General features: G+C 62.4%; 28 protein-coding genes and 2 tRNA genes. 25 read left to right on the top strand and 5 right to left on the bottom strand.

All coding sequences use genetic code 11. The features are described from left to right. Positions 1–111: 111 nt before the first annotated feature. Complete coding sequence (locus VIG32_10440; GenBank protein HEY8298426.1) at positions 112–1,044, bottom strand: GAF domain-containing protein; 933 nt, start codon at positions 1,042–1,044, stop codon at positions 112–114. 70 nt (positions 1,045–1,114) lie between these two features. Here VIG32_10440 and VIG32_10435 point away from each other — a divergent pair. The 14 genes from VIG32_10435 to VIG32_10370 all read left to right on the top strand — a co-directional run bounded on the left by VIG32_10435 (position 1,115) and on the right by VIG32_10370 (position 7,961). Beyond that, a tRNA-Arg gene (locus tag VIG32_10435) sits at positions 1,115–1,188 on the top strand. Between the two features lie 135 nt (positions 1,189–1,323). Beyond that, positions 1,324–1,488: a 50S ribosomal protein L33 gene (rpmG, locus tag VIG32_10430; GenBank protein ID HEY8298425.1), complete on the top strand. Its 165-nt coding sequence runs from the start codon at positions 1,324–1,326 to the stop codon at positions 1,486–1,488. An 11-nt stretch (positions 1,489–1,499) separates the two neighbouring features. Beyond that, positions 1,500–1,575 (top strand) — tRNA-Trp (locus VIG32_10425). A 24-nt stretch (positions 1,576–1,599) separates the two neighbouring features. Continuing rightward, positions 1,600–1,881, top strand: coding sequence for a preprotein translocase subunit SecE (gene secE, locus VIG32_10420; protein HEY8298424.1), 282 nt, complete (start codon positions 1,600–1,602; stop codon positions 1,879–1,881). Between the two features lie 227 nt (positions 1,882–2,108). Beyond that, positions 2,109–2,624: a transcription termination/antitermination protein NusG gene (gene nusG, locus VIG32_10415; GenBank protein HEY8298423.1), complete on the top strand. Its 516-nt coding sequence runs from the start codon at positions 2,109–2,111 to the stop codon at positions 2,622–2,624. Positions 2,625–2,630: 6 nt separating this feature from the next. Continuing rightward, positions 2,631–3,011 (top strand): VOC family protein, encoded by a 381-nt coding sequence (locus tag VIG32_10410; protein HEY8298422.1) that lies wholly within the window; start codon positions 2,631–2,633, stop codon positions 3,009–3,011. A gap of 95 nt (positions 3,012–3,106) precedes the next feature. Continuing rightward, positions 3,107–3,532 (top strand): 50S ribosomal protein L11, encoded by a 426-nt coding sequence (gene rplK, locus VIG32_10405; protein ID HEY8298421.1) that lies wholly within the window; start codon positions 3,107–3,109, stop codon positions 3,530–3,532. After that, positions 3,532–4,239 carry a 50S ribosomal protein L1 gene (rplA, locus tag VIG32_10400; protein ID HEY8298420.1) on the top strand — a complete coding sequence of 236 codons (708 nt, stop codon included), beginning with the start codon at positions 3,532–3,534 and terminating at the stop codon, positions 4,237–4,239. Before rplK ends, rplA begins: the two co-directional genes overlap by 1 nt. Before the next feature lie 412 nt (positions 4,240–4,651). Continuing rightward, the gene (rplJ, locus tag VIG32_10395; protein ID HEY8298419.1) at positions 4,652–5,185 is read left to right on the top strand and encodes a 50S ribosomal protein L10; all 534 of its coding nucleotides are present in this window, start codon (positions 4,652–4,654) and stop codon (positions 5,183–5,185) included. Positions 5,186–5,203: 18 nt separating this feature from the next. Next, complete coding sequence (gene rplL / locus VIG32_10390) at positions 5,204–5,575, top strand: 50S ribosomal protein L7/L12 (protein ID HEY8298418.1); 372 nt, start codon at positions 5,204–5,206, stop codon at positions 5,573–5,575. Between the two features lie 70 nt (positions 5,576–5,645). Continuing rightward, complete coding sequence (locus VIG32_10385) at positions 5,646–6,179, top strand: hypothetical protein (GenBank protein ID HEY8298417.1); 534 nt, start codon at positions 5,646–5,648, stop codon at positions 6,177–6,179. Between the two features lie 17 nt (positions 6,180–6,196). Next, entirely contained in the window at positions 6,197–6,817 is a 621-nt protein-coding gene (locus tag VIG32_10380) for a LemA family protein (GenBank protein HEY8298416.1), read from the top strand. Then, a complete protein-coding gene (locus tag VIG32_10375) occupies positions 6,817–7,188 on the top strand; it encodes a TPM domain-containing protein (protein HEY8298415.1) in 372 nt (123 codons plus the stop codon). Before VIG32_10380 ends, VIG32_10375 begins: the two co-directional genes overlap by 1 nt. Continuing rightward, complete coding sequence (locus VIG32_10370; protein ID HEY8298414.1) at positions 7,185–7,961, top strand: TPM domain-containing protein; 777 nt, start codon at positions 7,185–7,187, stop codon at positions 7,959–7,961. The genes VIG32_10375 and VIG32_10370 overlap by 4 nt, the downstream gene beginning before the upstream one ends. Before the next feature lie 46 nt (positions 7,962–8,007). On the opposite strand, the gene VIG32_10365 is transcribed toward VIG32_10370, so the two are convergent. The 4 genes from VIG32_10365 to VIG32_10350 all read right to left on the bottom strand — a co-directional run bounded on the left by VIG32_10365 (position 8,008) and on the right by VIG32_10350 (position 13,968). Next, on the bottom strand, positions 8,008–10,059 hold the full coding sequence (locus VIG32_10365; GenBank protein ID HEY8298413.1) for a M13 family metallopeptidase: 2,052 nt from the start codon (positions 10,057–10,059) through the stop codon (positions 8,008–8,010). 80 nt (positions 10,060–10,139) lie between these two features. Beyond that, positions 10,140–11,033, bottom strand: coding sequence for a M48 family metalloprotease (locus VIG32_10360; protein HEY8298412.1), 894 nt, complete (start codon positions 11,031–11,033; stop codon positions 10,140–10,142). A 139-nt stretch (positions 11,034–11,172) separates the two neighbouring features. Next, entirely contained in the window at positions 11,173–13,311 is a 2,139-nt protein-coding gene (locus tag VIG32_10355; GenBank protein HEY8298411.1) for a sodium-translocating pyrophosphatase, read from the bottom strand. 105 nt (positions 13,312–13,416) lie between these two features. Further along, positions 13,417–13,968 (bottom strand): inorganic diphosphatase, encoded by a 552-nt coding sequence (locus tag VIG32_10350; protein HEY8298410.1) that lies wholly within the window; start codon positions 13,966–13,968, stop codon positions 13,417–13,419. A 92-nt stretch (positions 13,969–14,060) separates the two neighbouring features. Here VIG32_10350 and VIG32_10345 point away from each other — a divergent pair, with 92 nt between their 5' ends. From VIG32_10345 to ftsY, 11 genes are all read left to right on the top strand, one after another. Next, on the top strand, positions 14,061–15,257 hold the full coding sequence (locus tag VIG32_10345; GenBank protein HEY8298409.1) for an NAD(P)/FAD-dependent oxidoreductase: 1,197 nt from the start codon (positions 14,061–14,063) through the stop codon (positions 15,255–15,257). Positions 15,258–15,260: 3 nt separating this feature from the next. Next, positions 15,261–16,283, top strand: a complete 1,023-nt coding sequence (locus VIG32_10340; protein HEY8298408.1) for an ABC transporter permease — start codon at positions 15,261–15,263, stop codon at positions 16,281–16,283. A gap of 12 nt (positions 16,284–16,295) precedes the next feature. Then, a complete protein-coding gene (locus VIG32_10335) occupies positions 16,296–17,120 on the top strand; it encodes a CheR family methyltransferase (protein ID HEY8298407.1) in 825 nt (274 codons plus the stop codon). Further along, positions 17,110–18,165, top strand: coding sequence for a chemotaxis response regulator protein-glutamate methylesterase (locus VIG32_10330; GenBank protein HEY8298406.1), 1,056 nt, complete (start codon positions 17,110–17,112; stop codon positions 18,163–18,165). The genes VIG32_10335 and VIG32_10330 overlap by 11 nt, the downstream gene beginning before the upstream one ends. Before the next feature lie 64 nt (positions 18,166–18,229). Beyond that, the gene (locus tag VIG32_10325; GenBank protein ID HEY8298405.1) at positions 18,230–19,063 is read left to right on the top strand and encodes a FliA/WhiG family RNA polymerase sigma factor; all 834 of its coding nucleotides are present in this window, start codon (positions 18,230–18,232) and stop codon (positions 19,061–19,063) included. A gap of 26 nt (positions 19,064–19,089) precedes the next feature. Continuing rightward, positions 19,090–19,413 carry a hypothetical protein gene (locus VIG32_10320; GenBank protein HEY8298404.1) on the top strand — a complete coding sequence of 108 codons (324 nt, stop codon included), beginning with the start codon at positions 19,090–19,092 and terminating at the stop codon, positions 19,411–19,413. Next, on the top strand, positions 19,413–21,056 hold the full coding sequence (locus tag VIG32_10315) for a flagellar hook-length control protein FliK (GenBank protein ID HEY8298403.1): 1,644 nt from the start codon (positions 19,413–19,415) through the stop codon (positions 21,054–21,056). The genes VIG32_10320 and VIG32_10315 overlap by 1 nt, the downstream gene beginning before the upstream one ends. Next, positions 21,053–21,370, top strand: coding sequence for an EscU/YscU/HrcU family type III secretion system export apparatus switch protein (locus VIG32_10310; protein HEY8298402.1), 318 nt, complete (start codon positions 21,053–21,055; stop codon positions 21,368–21,370). The genes VIG32_10315 and VIG32_10310 overlap by 4 nt, the downstream gene beginning before the upstream one ends. Continuing rightward, positions 21,371–22,162 carry a phytanoyl-CoA dioxygenase family protein gene (locus tag VIG32_10305; GenBank protein HEY8298401.1) on the top strand — a complete coding sequence of 264 codons (792 nt, stop codon included), beginning with the start codon at positions 21,371–21,373 and terminating at the stop codon, positions 22,160–22,162. A 4-nt stretch (positions 22,163–22,166) separates the two neighbouring features. After that, positions 22,167–22,772, top strand: a complete 606-nt coding sequence (locus VIG32_10300; GenBank protein ID HEY8298400.1) for a HutD family protein — start codon at positions 22,167–22,169, stop codon at positions 22,770–22,772. Positions 22,773–22,776: 4 nt separating this feature from the next. Next, entirely contained in the window at positions 22,777–23,694 is a 918-nt protein-coding gene (gene ftsY, locus VIG32_10295; protein HEY8298399.1) for a signal recognition particle-docking protein FtsY, read from the top strand. Positions 23,695–23,727 lie beyond the last annotated feature (33 nt).

Raw genomic sequence — 23,727 nt, 5'->3', positions numbered from 1 at the left:
TGTTCCGTCGCTCCGAGCATACGCGTCGGGCAGGCATAGGGGCATTAGAGCGCTCTGAGAATAGACAGCGAATTTTATGAGAATCGGTGCGCGCGCGAAACGCAGCGCGCCTTAGACGCCGAAATCCGCCTCCGCGGCCATGTAGAGATCGTGATCCTCATTCGCGATGCGCGCGACGAGCGCGCGTTGGAAGATCGCCCACTCTCGAAGCCATACCGGCGCGCTCTCGCCAATGGCTCCGTCTTTTTGCCACGTTTGCCACAGCGCGTGGAAGTGATCTCGCAAACCACCCATCTCGCGACCGTAGCGTTCGGCCTTGCGGCGCACGAATTCGTTATCGCTCTTCGCGAGATTTGGATAGAGCCAATCGTCTTCGAGTTTCAAATGCGTGACGAGCACCGCGCGAAGGCGCTTGAGCAGCGGCAGCGCGGCGTCGGTGGCGCCGGCCGCGCCTAACTGGTCGGCGAGGTAGCGAATGACCACGTGATGATCGCGACAGGTTTGGATGTCGATGCGCTCGTTGAGATGCGTCGCGGCGGCTTGCGAACGGCGATAGCGTTCGGGAACCGAGACGAGTCCCACGAATCTCGCAGTCAGGCGTTCGAGTCCGTTGAGGTCGGCCGGCGCGAACCTGCCGACCACGGGGCTATCCACGTCAAACACGCCTACTGCGCGTCCGTCCAGCAGGAGCGGCACGACGAGTTCGGAGCGCGACGCCGAGTCGCAGGCGATATGATCGGCGACCGCGGCGACGTCGTCAACGATCACGCCCCGCGCCTGCGCGAAGGCCGCCCCGCAAACGCCGCGCCCTTCGGGTAACCGCGTGCAGGCCGGCTTCCCGCCGAAGGGCCCGAGCACGAGGCCATCCTCGTCGGGGAAGTAGAACCCCGCCCAGTTCACCGCCGGCAGTTCGTGAAAGAGGAACGCCGCGAAGTTCGCCGCGTTGGCGATGAAGTCGCGCTCCCCCTCGAGCAAAGAGCCGACCTGGCGCTCGAGGAGATCGTAGTCGACCGGATAAACGGCGTGCTGACCGGAAGGGCTCATCGGGTCCTACCTTTTCGCGATGGGTACCGGGCCCCTACCGCGAACTCCGAGACTCGGCCCGTCGGTCAGCGCGCCCGTAGCTCAACTGGACAGAGCAGGGGACTCCTAAGCCCAAGGTTGCTGGTTCGATTCCGGCCGGGCGCACGACCCGCCCCCCCAGGGCGGCGGGAAAAGTCGGTTGATTAAAACCGCACTCTATGCTAGGATTAGCTGTCAAACGGACCCTGCCGGTCCGTTTATTTAATGTCGTCCCTTCTGTAAGGCTCTGGTATCTGAGAAGTGGCTAAAAAAGAGAATCGCGTTATGGTTGTGATGGCGTGCACCGAGTGCAAGCGCCGCAACTACAACACGCAAAAAAATAAGCAAAAGACAACGGATCGCATGGAGTTGAGCAAATATTGCCGCTTCTGCCGCGGTCACAAAGCGCACCGCGAAACGAAGTAGGGCGCACCTAAAGGGCGGTAGCTCAATTGGTAGAGTAGCGGTCTCCAAAACCGCGGGTTGCAGGTTCGAGTCCTGTCCGCCCTGCCAGTTTTTCCAGGAGAGAACGTCGTGATGAACAAGGCTTCCGGCGGCACGAAAAATCGTGACGGCGGTAAAAAACCGAGCGCGCTCAACCGGAGCGCGGCAACCGCGAACCAGCGCACGAATCGCGTCGGACCGCAGGAGTTCGTGCGCGGAATCGTGCTCGAGTTGCGCCGCGTCACCTGGCCGACCCGCGACGAATGGGTCTCGGCAACCGTACTCACCGTTCTGCTTGTAGTCGGCATCGGGCTCTTTACGTGGCTTTGCGATCAGCTCTTCACGTTGCTCTTTTCGACGATCCACCCACAGTAAACAGTATGGAATTCACCCAGGAACAACACGTGCACGACTCCGAGATCGAGATCACCCACGAGGCCCACGAGTCCGAGGCGCAGGCGCTCACGGAATCGGCGGGCTCGAACGATCTTGAAGCCGCGGTCGAGGCCGTAGCCGAAACCGAATCCGAGACCGAAGGCGCCGATCGCCCCGAACGCGCGAAAGCTCCGGTCAATCCGAAGGACGCGCGCAAGCAGTGGTACGTGATCCACACGTATTCCGGCTACGAGAACAAGGTGAAAGCCAATCTCGAGCGGCGCATTCACTCGATGAACATGCAGGATAAAATCTTCCGCGTGCTCGTTCCGATGGAAGACGAAGTCGAGTTCAAGGACGGCAAGCGCAAGATCACCCCGAAGAAAGTCTTCCCCGGCTACGTGCTCGTCGAGATGGATATGGACGACCAGTCGTGGTACGTGGTTCGTAACACGTCGGGCGTGACGGGATTCGTCGGCAGTCCCGGCGCGGGCGAGAAGCCGGTCCCCCTTCAAGACAAAGAAGTCAAGACGATCCTCAAGCAGATGGGCATCGAAACGCCCAAGCTCAAGATCGACTTCAAAAAGGGCGATCGCGTCAAAGTTACGTCGGGACCGTTCTTCGACTTCACGGGCGTGGTCGACGAAATCGCCCCGGAAAAAGAGAAAGTTCGCGCGCTCATCTCGATCTTCGGTCGCGAAACCCCGGTCGAGCTGGAGTTCTATCAGATCGAAAAGGTCTAGCCTCGCTTGTATATCTCGGCGATCAGCCTCTTCGTCAACGACACGGATCGCGCGGCAGCGTTTTTCACCGAGAAACTTGGGTGGGAACTCAAGCGCAACGATCCGATGGGCGAAGGGATGCGCTGGATGACGGTCGCGCCGCCGGATGCGCGAACGGCATTCGTGCTGGTGAAGGGCTTCGGCAACTGGTCGCAAGAGAAGGTCGGCGGCTGGACCGGCGTGGTGATTGAAGTCGACGACGTTTTCGCGACGAATGCGGCTTGGAGCGCGAAGGGCGTCGAATTCACCGAGGCGCCGAGCGTGCAGTTTTACGGCGGCTGGGCGCAGTTCAAGGACTCGGAAGGTAACGAGTTCGGCCTGCACAGTCAGGCGCCCGCGAACGGTTAAACCGCTCGCATAAAGTTTGACCCGGACGCTAACCCCCGCGTCCGGCAGTCAAGTTTCAAGGGGGAAGAAGCGGCAACGCTTCGTTAGGAGACAACATGGCAAAGAAGGTCGTAGGCAAAATCGGCCTGCAGATCCCGGCCGGTAAAGCGACCCCGGCACCGCCGATCGGTCCGGCGCTCGGCCCCTACAGCTTGAATATCATGGACTTCTGCAAGCAGTACAACGAACGTACGTCCTCGCAGGCGGGCATGATCATTCCGGTCGAGATTACGGTTTACGAAGACCGCACGTTCACGTTTATCACGAAGACGCCGCCGGCATCGTTCCTGATCAAACAGGCGCTCAAGATCGAATCCGGTTCGAAAGAGCCCAATCGCAATAAGGTCGGGAAGCTGACCAACGCGCAACTCGAAGAGATTGCGAAAATCAAGATGCCGGACATCAATGCTAACGACATGAAGGCTGCGAAGCTGATCGTCGCCGGCACCGCGCGCTCGATGGGCGTAGAGGTGGACGCATAATGGCGCGCGTTCATGGCAAACGGTTTGACAACGTCGTCAAAACGTTCGACCGCAAGCAGCTCTTCGACGCAGCCGAGGCCGTCTCGCTCGTGAAGAAGAACGCAAATGCGAAGTTCGACGAAACCGTCGAAGCACACATCCGTCTAGGCGTGGACCCGAAGAAGAGCGATCAAAACGTGCGCGGCACGGTGCTCTTGCCGCACGGCACGGGACGCACCGTACGCGTCATCGCGTTCGCCAAGGGCGATAAAGCGCGCGAGGCGGAGGCCGCGGGTGCCGATCTCGTTGGCGAAGCGGATTTGATCGAAAAGGTTAAGGGCGGATTCACCGAGTTCGACGTTGCGGTTGCAACGCCGGATATGATGGCTGCCGTCGGTAAAGAACTGGGTCGCGTGCTCGCGCAGAAGATGCCGAACCCGAAATCGGGCACGGTCTCGGCGAACATCGGTTCGGCGATCAAAGACATCAAAGCCGGTAAGGTGGAATATCGCCTCGACAAGACCGGCATCGTGCACACGATCGTCGGCAAGGCCAGCTTCGACGAAGCGCAATTAGCGGAGAACGTCGGCGTGCTGCTCGATGCGATCATCCGCGCGAAACCGCCGGCCGCGAAGGGCACGTACCTGCGCAGCATCACGCTGACCAGCACCATGGGCCCGGGCGTCAAAGTAGACCCCAATCGCGTCCGCGTTCAAGTCAACGCCTAATCGCCCACATCGTCTTGTCAAGCTGAGCCTGTCGAAGCACGAGCCCGTCCTTCGACAAGCTCAGGATGACAGGAGTGGGACCTGCATCCTTGTCATGCTGAGCTAATCGCCCACATCGTCTTGTCATGCTGAGCCTGTCGAAGCACGAGTCCGTCCTTCGACCGGCTCAGGATGACAAGGGTACTTGATCTAAGATCGAGAGTCTGTTACAATCTCCCACGGCTCCGAAGACCGTAGGTTCTCGCGCAAGCGAGAATAAAGCCTCACCAGGGCGCCTACCGAGGACGCGAAACGAATCTGCTTCATGCACCATAAGCGACGACGAACGTTGACGTTTGCGGGGCATGCGAAGGACGTTGAAGCGCTCTCCGGACGGATGGAGCGCTTTTCTTGTTTTTAAGGACAAAAGCGAATGCCAACCGCTAGAAAAGAGACCGCCGTTGCGGAACTGAAAGTGCGACTCTCCGAGTCGACCAATCTGTTCTTCACCAGCTACGCGGGCTTGACCGTCGAAGCGATCACGAAACTTCGCGGTGAGCTGCGCAAAGACGGCAGCTCGTACTCGGTCGTAAAAAATACCCTGTTCTCGATCGCTGCGGGTGACGAACTCGCCGCCCAAATCGAGCAATTTCTCGCCGGTCCGACCGGCGTGGTCTTTGCCGGCGAAGATCCCGTAGCGCCGGCAAAAGCGCTCAAAACGTTTGCCGACGAGAACAAATCGCTCGAAATCAAAGCCGCTTACATCGATGGCAAGGTCGTCGACGTGGCGCAGGTCAACGCGCTCGCCGCGTTGCCGCCGAAGATCGAACTGATCGCCAAGATGATCGGTTCGCTTGCCAGCCCGCTGCGTGGACTCGTTACCGTCCTGTCGGGCAATCAGAGCGGACTCGTCCGCGCACTCAATGCGATCCGCGAGCAAAAAGAAGCCGCGGGTTCGAACGCCTAAAGGAGAAGTTCACCCATCATGGCAGTAGTCGAAGTCATCGAGCAAATCGATAAACTCACCGTCCTCGAACTCGCCGATCTGGTCAAACAGCTCGAAGAGAAGTACGGCGTCTCCGCCGCGGCCCCGGTCGCGATGATGGCCGCCGGTGCCGGCGCCGCCGCCGCTCCCGCCGCCGAGAAGACCGAATTCGACGTCGTCCTCACGGAGGCCGGCGCCGAGAAGATCAAGGTCATCAAGGCCGTTCGCGAGATCACGAGCCTCGGTCTCACCGAAGCCAAGACCTTCGTGGAGAGCGCCCCGAAGGCCGTCAAGGAAGGCGTCAGCAAAGACGAAGCCGAGAGCGTCAAGAAGAAGCTCGAGGAAGCCGGCGCGAAGGTCGAGATCAAGTAATCTCGCCTCGCTTACGCGAAGAAACGGGGCGCGTCAAAAGACGCGTCCCGTTTTCGTTTGTGGAGGACCGATGCAGCCTTATGCCACCCAGCCGCACTACGGTTGGAATACGGTCGTCGTTATCGTCATCGCGGTCGCGCTTTTGGTTTGGCGCAACCTTCGACCGCAGAAAATCAGCGTCACCCGGCTCTTCGTCACGCCGGTACTGCTGGCCGTCGTCGTCGCATACACCGTCTTCATTTACCAGAGCCTCGCTCCGGCACCGGTGTGGGAAGTCGTGGCGGCTCTCGTCGTCGGCGCGCTCGCCGGCGTTCCGATGGGCCTGCTGCGCGGTAAGCACAGCAACGTCCGCGCGACCGACCGAGCCAACGTGATGATCCTCGAGGCGTCCTGGCAAACCTTCGCCATTTACGCCGGCGCGTTCGTCGTGCGCTACCTGCTGCGCGTGCTCTTCCCGCCGTTTAGTCCTGCCGGGACGGCGATCGGCGACGGCGTTCTCGCCTTCGCAGCCGCGATGATCCTGGTTTCGTACTACGCGATTTACATGAAATATCGGGCCCTTGAAACGCGAGCCCAATTCGTCGCCGAAACTCCGGCAGTCTAGCGGGAGTACGAAGCAGCATGCAAGAGCAGTCACGACCGAACCGTTCGTATGCCGGCATCATCGCGATCGCCGTTATCGTCATCCTCGGGATTTGGGTTTTCTCGTCGTACAACGGTCTGATCGCGTCGAGTCAGGCCGTCGACGCGCAATGGGGGCAGGTGCAGAACGTCTATCAGCGCCGCGCGGATCTCGTGCCGAACCTCGTCGCAACGGTAAAAGGCGCGGCCAATTTTGAGAAGAGCACGTACGTGGCGGTGGCGCAGGCGCGTGCGAGCGTCGGGCAACTATCGCCGTCCGCGGTCCAGAACGCGGCCAATGACCCGGCGGCGCTCGCGCAATACCAGCACGCCCAAGATACGCTGGGGTCGGCGCTCTCGCGGCTGCTCGTGGTCGTCGAGCGCTATCCCGACTTGAAAGCGAACCAGAACTTCCTCACGCTCCAGTCGCAGTTGGAAGGCACTGAGAATCGCATCGCGGTCGAACGCCGGCGGTACAACCTCGCCGCGCAATCGTATAATACGCGCCGCAGCACCTTCCCGACCGCCATCGTCGCCGGAATGTTCGGTTCGCGCTTCCCGCCGAAAGCCTACTTCCAAGCGGGCCCGCAGTCGCAGAACGCGCCGACGGTTACGTTCTGATGCGAGCGCTCGACGGCGACCGCATCACGCAGGCGATCGAGTCGCAGGAGCGAGCGACGACGGGCCGTATCGCCGTGCGTATCGTTCCGCACGTTCCCGAGGATCCGGTTGCCGATGCGCGCGCGGCGCTGCACGCCGCAGAGCTTCACGAGGGGGACGATCGCAATGCGATCGTCTTTCTCGTCGCACCGAAGGCCCGGCGCTTTTCCGTCTACGGCGACCGCGGAATCCACGAGCGGGTCGGTGAGACATTTTGGAAAGACGTCGTTGCGGAGATGACGCCGTATTTTCGCAACGGGGAGCCCACCGAAGGCTTGATTCACGGCATCGCGCGCGCGGGCGCCGTCTTACGCGAGCACTTTCCAAAATGAGCTTCCTGTTTGCGCTTCTCATCGCGGCGGCTCTTGGAAACACGCCCATCCCCCCGACGCCGACGGCCTACGTTACCGACCCGGCGCGAGTGCTCGACCCGGCCACGACCGCCTCCGTGAATGCGGAACTGCGCGAATACGAGCAAAAGACCCGGCACCACATCATCGTGTGGATCGGTCAGACGACGGGCGACGCGGCGCTCGAGGATTGGACGATTCGCGCCGCCGAAAAATGGAAGATCGGGCGCAAGAACGCCGACGACGGCGCGATCCTCTTCGCATTCATGCAAGACCATCGCATCCGCATCGAGGTGGGTTACGGGCTCGAGCCGGTTCTCACCGATGCCCGATCCGCGCAGATCATCGCGCGCGATATGACGCCCCTCATGCGCCGCGGCGATGTCGATGGCGCGATTCGGGCCGGGGTCGACCGCATGCTGCTGACGATCACCCCGGATTATGCCATCGGCCATGCGGTTAGGCCGGAGCAGACGCGATCGAGCGAAAGCGGCAATACGAATGGCGGCGACGTGTTTTTCTGGGTCCTGTTCGTCGCGCTCGGGCTTATCGTTCCGCTTATTCGTTACGTCTACGTCTACGCGCGGCAAGGACCGCGCGCGGCCGGTCAGTCGTGGAACCGTTGGTATGCGACGGGCGCCGGCATCGGCTGGTCGCTCGGCGGATTCGGCGGCGGCGGAGGTTCGGGCGGCGGCGGATTTAGCGGCGGCTTCGGAGGCGGCTTCGGCGGCGGAGGCGCGTCGGGCGGCTGGTAAAGGGGCGTTGTCGTTGTGAGTTGTCGAACCGCGAACCACGAGGCTGCTACCAGATTTGGCAGCGTTTGGTTGGTGGAAGCGTCATGGGATCGTTGAGTTTGCAGAAGAAGGCGGTTGCAAAACCCGGCATATCCGCGAGGGTTTGATTCACGCGGAATGTATCGAAGCCGTGGACGTCGGTCTTTGCGCGTAGGGCCACCGTCGCGTCGCGGTACTGCGAGGCCCAGACTTGCGCCCAGCCCATGAAGAAGCGCTGCTCGGGCGTGAAGCCATCGATCGTGCGACGCGGGTGGTGCGACTGCCACTTCTCGAATGCTTTATAGGCAATCGTCATGCCGCCGAGGTCGGCGATCTCCTCGCCCTCAACCTGCGCCCCGATCTCGTGCACGCCCGGAAGCGGCGTGAGCTGGTTCCATTGATCGACCACGCATTGCGCGCGCTTGTCGAAGCGTGTGGAATCCGCGGGCGTCCACCAATCCACGAGGTTTCCGTGCAGGTCGAAGTGACGTCCTTGGTCGTCGAAGCCGTGGGTCGACTCGTGACCGATAACCGCTCCGATACCGCCGTAGTTCACGGCCATGTCGGCGTCCTTGTTGTAGAATGGCGGCTGCAGAATGCCCGCGGGAAAGACGATCTCGTTCACACTCGGGCTGTAGTAGGCGTTGACCGTCGGCGGAGTCATGCCCCATTCGCTGCGGTCCACCGGCTTGCCGATGCGAGCGTAGCTGCGCGCGGTTTCGTAACGAGCGGCCGCGATCGCGTTTTGCGCGTACGACGTGCGTTCGATCGGCAGCGCGCCGTAGTCTTGCCACTTGTCGGGATAGCCGATTTTTAGAACGAACGCATCGAGCTTTGCGACGGCGCGTTTGCGCGTTGGCGGGGTCATCCAGCTCAGCGTCGAGAGATCGTCGCGCAAGGTCTGCTTGATGTTCTTCACCATCGCGAGGGCTTGCGCTTTTGCCGCCGGCGGAAAGGTTTTAGCCACGTAGAACTGGCCGAGCGCCTCGCCGAGCGTTCCGTCCGTCGCCCGAGCGCAGATCTTCCAGCGTTCTTGCTGCTGCGGCGTTCCTTGCAGCGTCTTCGAATAAAAGTCGAAGTTTTCGTCGACGAACGGCTTCGAAAGTTCGGCCGCATATGAATGGACGACGTGCCAGCGCAGGTAGGTGCGGAGACTCTCGGGGCTCATCGAGGCGAGTTGGGCGGCGAGGGCTTTAAAGAAGACCGGCTGTCCGACGTTGATCGGCGCCGTCGTGGCGACTCCGTGCTGCGCGAAGTAGGCGCTCCAGTTGAATTCCGGAACGAGCGTTTGAAGCTCTCGAAACGTCGTCTTGTTGTAGGTTTTGAACGGGTCGCGATTTTCGACGCGCGAATTCGAACTTTTCGCGAGTGCGGTTTCTACGCTCAGAACCGTCTGCGCCTCTTTTGCGGCTATCGCTGGAGTATCGCCGAGCAGACCGAACATGTTTCCAACGTGCGTGAGATACGCCGCTCGAATCGCCTTCGTCTTGTCATCGTCGGCCAGGTAATAATCGCGATCGGGCAACCCGAGGCCGCCCTGGCGCAGTTGGGCGATATTCATCGCGCTGTTTCGGCTGTCGGCTCCCGCTCCGAAGCCGAAAAACGCTCCGACCCCGTCGGCTTGCAAACCGGCGAGCGTCGTCCCAAGCGTCTGCGGGTCGGCCGCAGCGGCCGTCGCGAGCAATTGCGCGATCGGCTTCGTTCCGGCGGCGTCGATTGCGTTCGTATTCATGCAACTGGCGTAGAAGTCGCCGATTTTCTGTGCGTTGCTGCCTGGTGCGGCCGGCGTTTTTGCGGCGTCCTCGAGAATGAGGCGAAGAACCTCTTGGTTACGATCCGCGAGTTTTTGAAAATTGCTAATTCCCGGGTACGCTGCCGGAATTGGGTTATTCTTGATCCAACCGCCGTTGGCGAACCGGTAAAAATCGCTGCATGGCTTGCAGGTGCGATCGAGGTTTCCCAGATCGATGCCGCTCTGCGACGCACTCGTTTGAGCCCGCACGTGTCCGTTCGTAATCGCCAGGGCGATCGCTGCGGCGACGGCCCCGAGTCGCAAGGCGTGCGAAAACGTCAAACGCATAGACTCTCCCACGATAACGAAGAAGCGGTAGTACGCGTACTACCGCTTCCCCCACGAGGTTCCTATGTGCCAACTTGCTGTCAGCAGAACTTCCAGCCGCGCGGGCATTTGCTGGTGCTGCGATGATATGTGGCGTGATGCACCGGCGAGCTTTGGCGACGGGCCGGGCCGCATCCATGGCCGTATTGGTAGCGGAAGCCCGAGTAACCGATCGGCGTAGCCGAACACTGATCCGGGTTGAACTTCGCAAACAGCGACGGATTGGCTCGAAACTCGCTCTCTAGGTCCGAGACGCGATGGTCGTCGCGTGGGTGATCGGAGAGCGCTTCGGGCGGCTTTCCTCCGGTCGGATTGGCGATAAAGTGGTCGAAGAGCCAGACCATCCCCCAGGGATTGATGCCGGCTTGCGCGCACGTGATCGCGCCTTTGTGGTCGGCGTTGTGTTCGACGGCGCGGGAGAACGTCAACGCCTCCAAGTTCGCGCCGAGATTGATCGCCGTATTTGCGAGCTGACTATGGCCGCCTAGGAGCACGGAGAGAATCGTCGCGCCGATCGCGAGGTTTTGATCCTTACGCATGTTGTTGATGACGTCGTGATTGATGTCGTGCGAAGTCTCGTGACAGAGGACGCCCGCGAGTTCTTCCTTGTTTTGCACGAACGTCATCATCGAGTCGGTGACGTAGACGTTGCCGCCGGGAACGGCGAAAGCGTTGGGCTGACTCTCGTGCACCAGAATGAAATGGAACGGCACGAAATATTGCGGATCGGCGACGCGTTTGATGCGCGAGGCGATCGAATTAAGAGTCGTGTAGTAGGGCGAGCTTCGAATGATCTCGCCTTTTTGAGCGAGTTGCTGATAGACTTGCTGGCCGATTTGCAGCTCTTGCTGTTGCTCTTGCGTGTAGGCAAGCGCCGGCAGCGCGCTGGACAAGACCAGCGTAGCCGCGATAACCCCGGCCAAAATGCGTTTCATGAATCGTGCGCGTTCCTCTCTGTAGTGTGGGCTTGCTTGATTTGGCTTCTACCCCCACATCTCCATAAGAAAACGAAAAGAACGCGCGACCCGTTGCCGGACCGCGCGTTCCCGCCGATTCTAGCGACCGGGCGCCCAGCTAATGCACGAGGTAGGCCACGAGCAGCAGCGCGACGATATTGAGGACTTTGATCATCGGATTGATCGCCGGTCCCGCCGTATCTTTGTACGGATCCCCAACGGTATCGCCGGTCACGGCCGCTTTGTGCGCGTCCGAACCCTTGCCGCCGTAATTGCCGTCTTCGATGTATTTCTTCGCGTTGTCCCAGGCGCCGCCGCCGCTGGTCATTGAGATCGCGACGAAGAGGCCGGTGACGATCGAGCCAACGAGAATGCCGCCCATCATCTGTGCGCCGGCAAATCCGGGCAAGATGTGAAAGACCGAGAGCAGCGTAACGATGATCGGCACGCCGACCGGGATCAGTGCCGGCAGCACCATTTCACGCAACGCGTGCGCGGTGACGATCGAAACGGTGCCTCCGTAGTCGGGTTTGCTCGTTCCGGCCATGATGCCGGGATTGTCGCGGAATTGCTGGCGGACGTTTTCCACCACCGACTGCGCGGCGCGTCCGACCGCTTCCATCGAAAGCGAGGAGAACAGGTACGGCAACATGCCGCCGATGAGCAGGCCGGTCAACACGTACGGATCGCCGATCGCGAAATACGTTCCGGTGTTGGTCGCGCACGGCGCGCCGATGGCCTGACACTTATCGCCAAGCTCCTTGATGAACGATGCGAAGAGGACGACCGCGGCCAGTGCCGCCGACCCGATTGCGTAACCTTTGGTTACCGCCTTGGTGGTGTTGCCGACCGCATCGAGCGGATCGGTCACGCCGCGCACGTCGGCCGGAAGCTCCGCCATCTCGGCGATACCGCCGGCGTTATCGGTAATCGGCCCGAACGAGTCGATCGCGACGATGATGCCGGCCATCGAGAGCATCGCCATGACCGCGATGCCGACGCCGTAAAGCCCCACGAGCGCGTACGAGACGATGATGCCGATGACGATGACCAGCCCCGGGAGTGCCGTCGACTGCATCGAGACCGCGAGGCCGCTGATGATGTTGGTCGCGTGTCCGGTGACCGAGGCCTTCGCGATGTTCTTCACCGGTGCGTATTGCGTTCCGGTATAGTATTCGGTGATGAGCGTGATCGCGCCGGTGATGATCAGCCCGATGACCGCGCAAACCCACACGGCCCACGCCGCCACGTCGTGTCCCAGACCCAAGTACGCGCCGGGAATACCGTTCGCGAATTCTTTTGCCGTGACGAAATAAAACGCGATCGCCGACAAGACGCCGGCAATAACGAGTCCGGAATACAGCGAGTTCATGATTTTACTGCGGTCTACTTTGCCGACACCGACGAAGAGCGTGCCGATGATCGATGCGATGATCGACCAGCCGCCCAGCACGATCGGAAACTCGACCGCTCCCGGAATCTTCCCGAGAATCAAATTGCCGAGCAGCATCGCTGCGACCGTCGTAACGACGTACGTTTCGAAGAGGTCGGCCGCCATGCCGGCGCAGTCGCCGACATTGTCGCCGACGTTATCGGCGATAACCGCCGGATTGCGCGGATCGTCCTCGGGGATGCCGATCTCCACCTTGCCGACGAGATCCGCGCCGACGTCGGCGGCTTTCGTATAAATACCACCGCCCAGGCGCGCGAAGACCGAGATGAGCGAACACCCGAACGCGAGCCCGATCATAGCCGCGAGCGATTTCCCCGCGTCGCCGCTGTTGACGCCGAGCAGAATCCAATAGTATCCGCTGACGGCGATGAGGCCGAGACCGACCACGAGCAGACCGGTGATCGCTCCTCCACGGAACGCGACGTTCAACGCCGGTTTGAGGCCGCCGCGCGCGGCTTCGGCCGTGCGCACGTTGGCACGCACCGAGACCGTCATGCCGATGAACCCGGCCGCGCCCGAAAGGATCGCGCCGATGACGAAGCCGACTGCCGGTTCCCAGCCGAGGGCGAAGAAAATAATAATCGCCAGTACGATTGCCACGATGCCGACCGTGGTGTACTGGCGTTTAAGGAATGCCATCGCGCCTTCTTGAATCGCCGCGGCGATCTCTTGCATCCGTGCGTTACCCGCGGACTGGCGCAAGACCCAACTTATAAGAACGAGGCCATAAAGGATGGCCAAGACCCCGGTTCCAAGGCCAAAGTAAATGGCCGTCAAGGAACCGCTCCCGATCGTAGAACTCATTCAAATCCCCGTAGAGTGCAGATAAACGCCCCCGGTTGGGGGGGTGGTGAGCCCTCAGGTTGGTTAGGAAAGCGAGTGAGTCCTGCGATTAACGTCGCAGAGCGATCAGCCGGCGCTCTCGTCTTGCTCGATGAAGCGTTGCGACGCTTCTTCGATGATGTGTCGCGCCGCAGCCGCGTCCTGCCAGCCTTGCGTGGAGGTTTTCTTGCCTTCGAGCAGCTTGTACGTTTCGAAGAAGTGCGAGATCGTGCGGATGGTGTGCGGGAAAATCTGCGTGTAGTTATGGATACCGTCGAAGGCGGGCTCGCCAACGGGCACCGCGAGGACCTTGTCGTCTTCGGCACCTTCGTCGATCATTTTGAGCAACCCGATCGGGCGCGCAACGACCAGACAGCCGGTAAACGTCGGTTCGATCGTGAGGATGAGCACGTCGAGCGGATCGCCGTCGAGCGCGAGCGTCTGCGGCGCGAACCCGTAATCTCCCGGATAATGAATCGGCGAGTGCAGCTTGCGATCGAGCCGAAAGATATCGAGCGTCTTGTCGTACTCGTACTTATTGCGCGAGCGTTCGGGGATCTCGACGACGACGTTGATCTCGTCGGGAGTGCGATCCCCAAGTGGAAGATGCAGGTAGTTTCTCGGTGCTGGGACTGCCATAACGGCAGACGCTTTCCCGTTTTCGCGCGACCCTCCCTTGACGAGAAATGTCTGCGGGGTGACCTAAGGCGTAGGCTCGAAGCAGCGAACGTATGGTCGAGGAGGTCGAGTTTCTGGTCGTTGGCTGCGGACCGGCGGGCGGGACGGCGGCGCGCGAAGCCGCGCGCGCGGGTGTTGCGACCGTCGTCTTGGATAAGGATGCGGTCGTGGGAAGCAAGCGCGTCTGCGCGGCCGGTCTGCGCCCGGGATTCTGCGAGGCCTTCGATCTGCCGCGCTCGATCGTCCATTGCGATACGCCGCGGCTCGCGCTCTTCGATGCGAGCGGGCGCGAGCACGTCGTGATGTTCGGGCCCGGCCACACGACGACGCGCGAGGAGCTCGACGGAACCATCGCGCGGCTCGCGCAAGCCGACGGCGCGCAGGTTCGCACGTCGTCCCTCTTTCGCGGCCTGCGTCGCGAGGGCGAGCGGGTGGTGGTCGACTACGCGGACTTGCGATCGGGCGAGCGCAAGACGATCGCGGCGCGCAACGTTTTTCTCGCGCCGGGATCGACGGCGAAGCTCGAAAGCGAGAGCGCATTTGCGTTCGGGCAATGGCGCGACGGATTGATGACGACGCTGCAGTATCGGGTCTACCTCGCGCGCCCTGCGGCCGCCGTCGTCTACCAGACGCTCGAACTTCATTATTACGGCGCGGACGACGGCCGTCAGATCGTCGCGTGGATGTTTCCCAAGCGCGACCATCTGGCGATCGGACTCGGGTTCGTGGGCAAGATGGCCGGCGCGCAGTTGCGCGAAGAACTCGATCGTTTCACGCAGCGCGTACGCGATCGGCTCTATCCCGGAATCGGCCACGCGGTCAAATTGGAAGGGCACCTGTTGTACGGCGGCCTGCCTCGGCCGCATATCGGGACGGCCGGGGCGATGGTCGGCGGCACGGCGGCCGGTTTGGTCGATGCCACCAACGGCGAAGGGATCTACGAAGCGGCGATGACGGGCCGGTTCGCCGCGGCGGCCGTGGCGGGCGCGCGGGCCGGCCGGCGCGCCGCCCCGCAGGAGTATGAAGAGCGCACGAAGCGCCGCTTCTATAGAAGGTTGCGGCATCGCGTAACGCTGATGCGCTATCTGGAATCGCGGCCGGCACGCTACGGCGTACTTTTCGAACAACTGGCTAACGCGCAGCGTTTTGCCGATATTCTCCAGCGTGAAGATCACGAACGAACGATGAGCGATCGAATCTATCTCTACGGGCAAGCGCTGCGATTTGCGGCACGGGGAGCGCGAGCCTAAGCGGTGGCGCTTTTCCTGGTAACGCGACTCGTCCGCTTGGTCGCCGTGCTCTTCGCTATTACGATCGTCAGTTTTCTCTTCATGAAGGCTATTCCGGGGGATCCGGTCGCGATTCGTTTGGGGGATCGCGCGACGACCGAGCAGGTATCGGCATTGCGCCGATCGCTCGGGTTGGACAAACCGCTGCCCGTGCAACTGGGAATCTACCTCGAACACGCGGCCCGCGGCGATCTGGGAACCTCTATCGAAGATAATCAGACCGTCGTCTCCAAGCTCGCGCAGTATTTTCCGGCGACGGTCGAACTGGCGGTTGCGGCGATGCTGGTAGCGGTGCTATTCGGAATCCCAGCCGGTATTCTCGCGGCCATGCGCTTTCGTTCCGGCTGGGATGCGCTCGCGATGAGCCTATCGCTTCTGGGCGTTTCTATTCCCGTCTTTTGGCTCGGCTGGATGCTCGTCTATCTGCTCTCGGTCGTGCCGGCGCATTTCGGCTTGAATCTTTTCCCGATCTCCGGGCGCATCTCGCTGCAGTATAGCGTGATGCCGATCACGCATTTGCTCGTCCTCGACGCGCTGCTCCAAGGCGACGGGCGCGCCGCGCTCGACGCGCTCTGGCATCTGGTGCTCCCCGCGCTCACGCTCGGCACCATTCCGCTCGCGATCGTCGCGAAGATCACTCGAAGCGGAATGCTCGACGTGCTGCGCAGCGACTACATTCGCACCGCGCGAGCGAAGGGTCTGACCGAATGGGCCGTCATCGTTCGCCACGCGCTGCGCAACGCGCTCGTGCCGATCCTCACCATCGTCGGCTTGCAGACGGGGCTGCTGCTGGGCGGTGCGGTGCTCACGGAACACATCTTTGCGTGGCCCGGCGTGGGGCGCCTCGCGTTCGACGCGATCGAGAATCGGGACATGCCGCTCATCAACGGCTGCATTCTCCTTTTTGCGGTCGTCTTCGTCGTGGTGAACGCGATCGTCGACGTGCTCTATGCCGCGGCTAATCCGCGAATTCGATACGGCGCCTAAGGTATGTCTACCGTGCTCATTTCGGAAGCGGAGTTTCGCGCATTGCGCGACCTCATTCGCGAACGGTTCGGGATCTATTACGACGATACCAAGCAATTCTTGCTGCAGAGCCGCCTCCAAACGCGGCTGGTCAAAAACGGCCTGCCGGACTTCGCCGCCTATCGCCGGTATCTCGCAAGCAACGCGGAACGCGAGCGCGAATGGAACGAGCTGGCTTCGGTGCTCTCCAACAACGAAACGTATTTTTTTCGCGAACGCGCGCAGTTGGAAGTGCTCGCGACCGAAGTGCTGGACGACGCGCTGCGCGCGCGCGGCCGGTTACGCGTGTGGTCTTCGGCATGTTCGACGGGAGAAGAACCGTTTACGCTCGCGATGATGCTGCTCGAGACGAAGCGGGTGACGCCGGCGCAACTGCACATTCGCGCGAGCGACGTTTCGCCGCGCGCGCTCGAGCGCGCCGCGATGGGATTCTACCGCGAGTTGAGTTTCCGAGCCACGGAGCCGCCGGTCATCCAGCGCTACTTCAAGCCGTTCGAGGCCGGCTTTCTCATCTCGGACGAGGTTAAGCGGATGGTGGAATTTTTCCGATTGAATCTCTTAGATGCCGATTCCGTGGCGGGCGTCGGACCGGTGGACGCGATCTTCTGCCGCAACGTGCTGATCTATTTCGACAAACCGACGCAAAAGCGGGTCGTCGAAGCGTTCGCGCGCGCGTTGCGCCCGCGCGGCTACCTCTTCCTCGGTCATGCGGAGTCCATCATGCGTTTGACGGATCTCTACGAACCGGTCATCACACCAAAAGCAATCTACTACAGGCTTAAATCACATGCCAATTAACGTTCTCGTGGTCGACGATTCGGCTTTCATGCGGCGCGCGATCTCGAAGATGCTCGAAAGCGAGCCCGAGATCGTCGTCTGCGCTACGGCGCGCAACGGCGTGGAGGCGGTCGCCAAAGTCGAGCAGTTCGCACCCGACGTCGTGACGATGGATGTCGAAATGCCCGGGATGAGCGGGCTCGACGCCGTGCGCGAGATCATGGCCAAGCGGGCGACGCCGATCATCATGGTGAGCGCGCTGACGCAGCAAGGCGCGGAGATTACCTTTCGCGCGCTGGATTTGGGTGCGGTCGATTTCATTCCGAAGCCGGACTCCGCCTACGTTAATATCAAAGACGTCGCGCGCGAGTTGACCGAAAAAGTGCGGGTCTTTGCAAAGCGCTCGGTGCGTTCGGTGCGGCCCCAACTCGCCGCGACGCCGGTCGCGGGAGCCGAGATCGCCCGACTCGCCGGAAACGGTACGTTCGAGTGCGTCGCGATCGGCACTTCGACCGGCGGCCCGGTGGCGCTTTCGCAGGTTATCCCGCGTCTGCCGTCCTCGTTCCCGGTGCCGATCGTCGTCGTTCAGCACATGCCGCCGGGCTTCACGCGCCCGCTTGCCGAGCGCCTCAACGCTCAAAGCAAACTCAGCGTCACGGAAGGTCGCGACGGGTTGCGTCTGCGGCCCGGTCTGGTGGTTATCGCGCCGGCCGGCAAACAACTGACCCTGCGTCGCAGCGCCGGCGAGGTTGAGGTGCTGCTCTCGGCGGATGCGGAAGCGTCGCTGCACGTGCCGAGCGTCGATTGCATGACCGCGTCGGTCGCCGACGTCTACGGAAGCGCGGCGATTGGGGTCATCCTTACCGGCATGGGCCAAGATGGCGTGGCGGGTCTGCGGCGGATCAAGGAAGCGGGCGGTTATGTGGTCGGTCAGGACGCTGCGTCGTGCGTGGTTTACGGCATGCCGAGAGCGGCCGCGCTCGCCGGCGTCGTCGATCGAGTCGCCGCGCTCGAGGACGTCGCACCCGCGCTTTGCGAGCTGACGGGAGTCTCCTTAGTAGGATGATCTATCGGTATGCGTAACTTCTGTGAGCAACCGGCGGGAATCGGACCCGCCATCCGGAGCGTGGATGAAGCTGGCCCGTAGTAGTTCGCACCGCTACGTCATCGGCGGCGTCGAACTCTCTCGAGAAGAGATCGTTCACAAATACTTGCACTTGGTCAAGTACGTTGCGGGACGCATCTCGGTAAACTTACCGCCGAACGTTGAGATCAACGATCTCATCAACGACGGTATCTTGGGATTGATCGATGCGATAGAAAAATACGACGACGAACGCGGCGTAAAGTTTGAGACGTATGCGATCACTCGCATCAACGGCGCGATTTTGGACGCGCTGCGGTCGCTCGACTGGGTTCCGCGCGCGGTACGCCAGCGCGCCCGGGAGCTCGAGCGCACGTATCAGGAACTCGAGATCGAATACGGCCGAGGTGCGACCGAAGACGAGGTCGCCGATCGCATGGGGATCACCCGTAAAGAACTCGACCAGCTGATGCAGCGCGTTCGAGGGACCTCGGTGCTCTCGCTCGAGGAGTTCTTGCCCAACGAGAAGGGCTACGAGATTCCGCTCGTCGACACGCTCAAGGACGGCTCGAACGACGTCACCTCGGCGGTCGAGCAGCGCGAGATCAAGGCATCTCTCGTTCGAGCGGTCGAGGAACTCTCGCATCAAGAGAAGATCGTCATCTCGCTCTACTACTTCGAAGGTCAAACGCTCAAAGAGATCAAGGGCGCGCTCAACGTCTCGGAGTCGCGCGTCTCGCAGATCCACGCGCAAGCGGTCATCCATCTCCGGCAGAAGCTCAAGGAGCTCAGCTCCGACCTCGGATACCGTGAGGGCGACCCGAACGTCAAACAAAAGTACCTGCGCAAGCCGGCCCCGCCGGCCGATATAGTGGAGTAGAGAGTAACCAGGGGGAATCCGACGCCATGGCGATTCGGCCGGTCGATCTTCAGCTCGCCTATTTAGCCGCCCCAGCAAATGCGGCGATAGCCGATCACGCCCAAAACGCGCCCGCCGCCGCCCAGGGCGCCGCTCAGGCGGCCTTTGCCGCGCAGCTCAAAGAGCGCGAAGAACACATCGACGAGACCGCCAAGAGCGAAGGCAATCGCGTCAAGGCTCGTTCCGAAGGGGAACCCGATCGGCAGCCCGGCGGCCGCGGCCGCCAAAAGGCCGATGGCGACGCCGGCGAGGAAGCCGGGCCGCTCGGCTTGGCGGGCGATGGCGGCCACTTCATCGACGTTTCGGCGTAGTGTCTACCATCGATCCACTGGCCGGTCTGCTCGCGCAACGGGCGGGGGCCGCCGCAGCCGCGCTTGCCGATGCCGCGCTCACGCTCGGCATACCACTCGAAATTTTACAAGCGCAACTCAGCGTCGGCGACGTGCTCGCCGCGACGGTTCTTCCCCCGCAGAACGGCCACGATCTCCTCGACATCCTGGGCCAACAGGTTGTCGCGCAGTTGCCGCCCGACGTCTTTCCGGGCGAAACGCTGCTCTTGCAAGTCACGGCTTTTTCGGGCAATCAGATTCTCGTTCACAATCTGGGCCGGCCCGACCCACAGAATCCCGTGCCGACGGCCACGATCCAAGTCGCACCCCGCAACGGTCAGACGGCAACGCTTACGACTATCGATACTTCCAGAGCGCAAGCCGCGCCGCCGGCTCAAACGCCGCCGCAAACACCGGCGCAAACGCCGCCGCTCGCCCCCCCGCGCGCGGTTTTCGTCGCCGCCTCCGTGCGGACGGTTCCGCCGCCTGCCGTGCCGACGCACATGCAGGCCGTCGGCGAGCTCGACGTTCGCATCGCCGCCGCAACGTCGCTCGCACAGGTTCCGGCCGCTTCGGGCCGGGCGGCGGCGCTTCGTCCGCTCGTCACGCCGCGAACGGTGTCGACGCCGCGCGGCGTTGCGGCGCCGAACCTTGCCAACGTGTCGCGAACGCCGCAGGCGCTGCTCGCGTCGCTGCGCGTGCCGAGTACGCCGCCGACCCTCGCCGCCGCGCGAATCGCCGCGCGGGCTGTCGCCACGATTCCAAAGGTCTTCGCGCGCCTCGACGCGCTCCTGCCGCGCGCGAGCACGGACGCTCGTATCTCGACGCTGCGTACGATGCTCGCATTCGTCTCGCGACTGGAGCCCGGTAACGAGCGCACGTTTCCGGCGCAACTCGCGTCGTTCGTCTCGAACGTCCTCGAAGGCGCCGAGGCTAAACTCGTGCGGCTCGTACGCGCTCATGGCGCCGCGTCGGCCGCATCCGCACCCGACGCGAAGCCGGCTTCCCCGCAGAACGCTCCCGTCGTGCCGCCGGTCGTCGCGGAAGCGAAAGCCGTGGTGCAGCACGCAGCGCTCGACCACGACGTGAAATCGCTGGTCCTCTCACTCGTGCGTCAACCGCCGGCGCAAACGTCGCCGGCACTCGCGCAGGCGCTCGGCGACGTGTTGACGACGCTGACCGGCGCGCAGCTCAACACCCTTGCAGCCAACGCGCAGACGCCGGAGGCGTTTTCCTTGAGTTTGCCCGTGTTCTTTTACGAGGGCGCGGCGCCGGCGCAGATTCGCGTCGACCGCGATGCGCCCGCACGCCGGGAGAAGCTGGATGCGGATAACTTTCACGTCGCGTTCGTGCTCGACACGGCGACTCTCGGCACGGTCGCGATCGATCTCAAAACCGTCGGACGTCAGGTTCAAGTCGACGTTAAAACCGAACGTCAGCGCGCGGCCGATCGCTTCGCGACGACGCTGCCCGAACTCCAAAGCCGGCTCGAGCATCTGCGTTACCGCATCGCGTCGATGACCGCGGCCGTCGCCGCAACGCCGGCCGTCGCGGCGACGCCCGGCGCGCTGCCGTTACCAAACGGTTCTCCCGCACGCGCGGCCGGTTTGGATCTGCGCGCGTGAGCGATCAACGCTATTACGATTTTCGCAAGAAAGTCGGACCGCGTCCGGCTGCGGCCGCGCTCAAGTACGATCCGGTGGGCAGCGATCCGCCGGAGATCGTGGCCGTAGGGCGCGGACTGATCGCCGACGAGATCGTGCGCGTTGCCAAGGAGCGGAACATTCCGCTGCACGAGGATGCGGGTCTGGTGGAAGCGCTCGCGCGGCTCGATTTGAGCGAGCATATCCCGCGCGAACTCTATGCGGTCGTCGCCGAAGTGCTGGCGTACGTTTTCCGCGTGGACGCACAAGCCGCCAAGCGCAGTCACACGCCGTAGATGATCGATACTCCCTTGCGCCTCGATCCGGCGGCGCGCGCGAACTACGAACGCGACGGATTCGTACGCATGCCGGGGATTTTGGAGCCCGCAGCGCTCGATACGTATCGCGCCGGTATCGAAGAAGAAGTGCTGCGGCGCAATCCGCCGGCGGCAGCCGTGCACGACCGCGACACGTATCACCAGGCCTTTCTGCAGGTGACCAACCTGTGGCGTACCAGCGATCTCGCTCGTTCGTTCGTGTTCGGAAAGCGGCTCGCGGGAATCGCCGCGCAACTGCTCGGCGTCGCGCGCGTGCGGCTCTATCACGATCAAGCGCTCTACAAAGAGCCGGGCGGCGGATTCACGCCGTGGCATGCGGACCAGTTTTATTGGCCGCTCTCGAGCGACAAGGTGGTGACGGCCTGGGTGCCGCTGCAAGCGACGCCGGTCGTCATGGGCCCCCTCGCGTTTGCGGCGGGAAGTCAGCGCATGCGTTTCGGCCGCGATCTCGAGATCTCCGATGCGAGCGAGCGTAGCCTCTCGAAAGCCCTAGCCGCGGGCCATTACCGGGAAGTCTGCGAACCGTTCGCACTCGGAGACGTCAGCTTCCATTCGGGTTGGGTCTTTCATCATACGGGTCCCAACCGCACGGACGCACCGCGCTCGGTCATGACGGTGATTTATATGGAGGACGGAATTCGGCTCTGCGCGCCTACGCGCAAGCAGCACTATGCGGATTGGGAAGCGTTTATGCCGGGAATCCAGCCCGGCGAGCCGGCCGACTCCGCGCTAAACCCGCTGTTGATCTAGATCCATGTTCGCAATCCTGCGCGGCTCCGCATATCCGGTCGTACCGTGGAAGAACGGCGGCGGCACCACACGCGAGATCGCGGTCGAACTCGACGGCGGGTGGCGGCTAACGCTTGCGACGATTGAATGCGACGGACCGTTCTCGGATTTCGCCGGCTACGACCGCACGATTCTGCCGCTCGATGGGAACGGTATCGTGCTAACGTTTGAAAACGGCAAGACCGTTACGCTCGATCGCGCGCACCGTTCGTTTGCATTTATGGGTGAATGGAAGACGCGATGCCGCTTACTCGACGGGCCGGTTCGCGATCTCAATATCATGACGCGCCGCGCGCAGTGGCGCCATAGCATCGACGTACGGCGCGTCAGCGAAACACTGAAAACGGGCGAAGATGATGGCCCTCAGTTCAGCTACGTGATCGACGGAGCGGTCGACGTAACGACGCCGGACCTGCGCCGGCCGCAGCGAGCGCGGGCCGGCGATACGATCCGCGTCGACGGTCCGGTCGAAATGCGCGCGAACGGCGGCGAAGCGAGTCTGGCTTTGATTCGACTCGATGCGGCGGTACAATCACGACAGGGCCCGAGGGGAGCGTCCCGAACCCTCTGACGCCGTGAGCTGGCTTACGAAACTCAAGACGTCCTTCGGACGCGCGCGCGAAACGCTCTCAGGCGTCGAGACCCTGGGGCGCGCGAAGAAACCGCTGACGCCCGAGGTTTGGGACGAACTCGAAGAGCTGCTCTTGCTGGCCGATTTCGGCGTCCCGACCACCGAAAAGATTCTCACCGGGCTCAAGACGGTCGCCAAGCAAGAAGCGTGGCGAACGAGCGATCAAGTCGTGGCGCGGTTTCGCAAAGACGTGGAGCGTTTTCTCACGCTTCCGGGCGCCGAACTCGATCTCGCGAAACGCCCGGCAGTCGTCCTCGTCGTCGGTGTCAACGGAAGCGGGAAAACCACGACCATCGGCAAACTCGCGACGCGCTTTCGCAAAGACGGCAAGCGCGTGCTGCTGGTCGCCGCCGACACGTTTCGAGCCGCGGCCGCCGAGCAGCTCGCGATCTGGGCCGAGCGTAGCGGTGCGGATTTCGTGCGCGGCAAAGAAGGCGCCGATCCGGCATCGGTCGTCTTCGACGGCGTGCAGGCGGGTCTAGCGCGCCGCGCGGACGTCATTATGGTCGACACGGCGGGCCGGCTGCAGACCAAGATCAATTTGATGGAAGAGCTCAAGAAGATGCGCCGCATCATCGAACGCGAGACCGGCGCGGCGCCCGCGGAGACGCTGCTGGTCGTCGACGGTACGACCGGTCAAAACGCGATCTCCCAAGCCAAGCTCTTCAACGATACGACCGCGCTGACGGGCGTCGTGGTCACTAAGCTCGACTCGACGGCCAAAGGCGGCGTCCTCGTCGCGATCGTCGACACGCTGGAGATCCCGATCAAGTTCATCGGTTTGGGCGAGACGGCGGAGGCGCTGCGTCCGTTTAAGCCCGCCGAGTTCGTCGACGCCCTCTTCGAGGACGCGCGTCCGTAGCGGCTCGCGTTGCCTGCCAATCGAACAGGAGTT

Source organism: Candidatus Baltobacteraceae bacterium, assembly GCA_036559195.1.
In the GTDB taxonomy this organism is placed as follows: domain Bacteria; phylum Vulcanimicrobiota; class Vulcanimicrobiia; order Vulcanimicrobiales; family Vulcanimicrobiaceae; genus JALYTZ01.
This window is presented reverse-complemented; position numbering and strand designations above follow the sequence as displayed.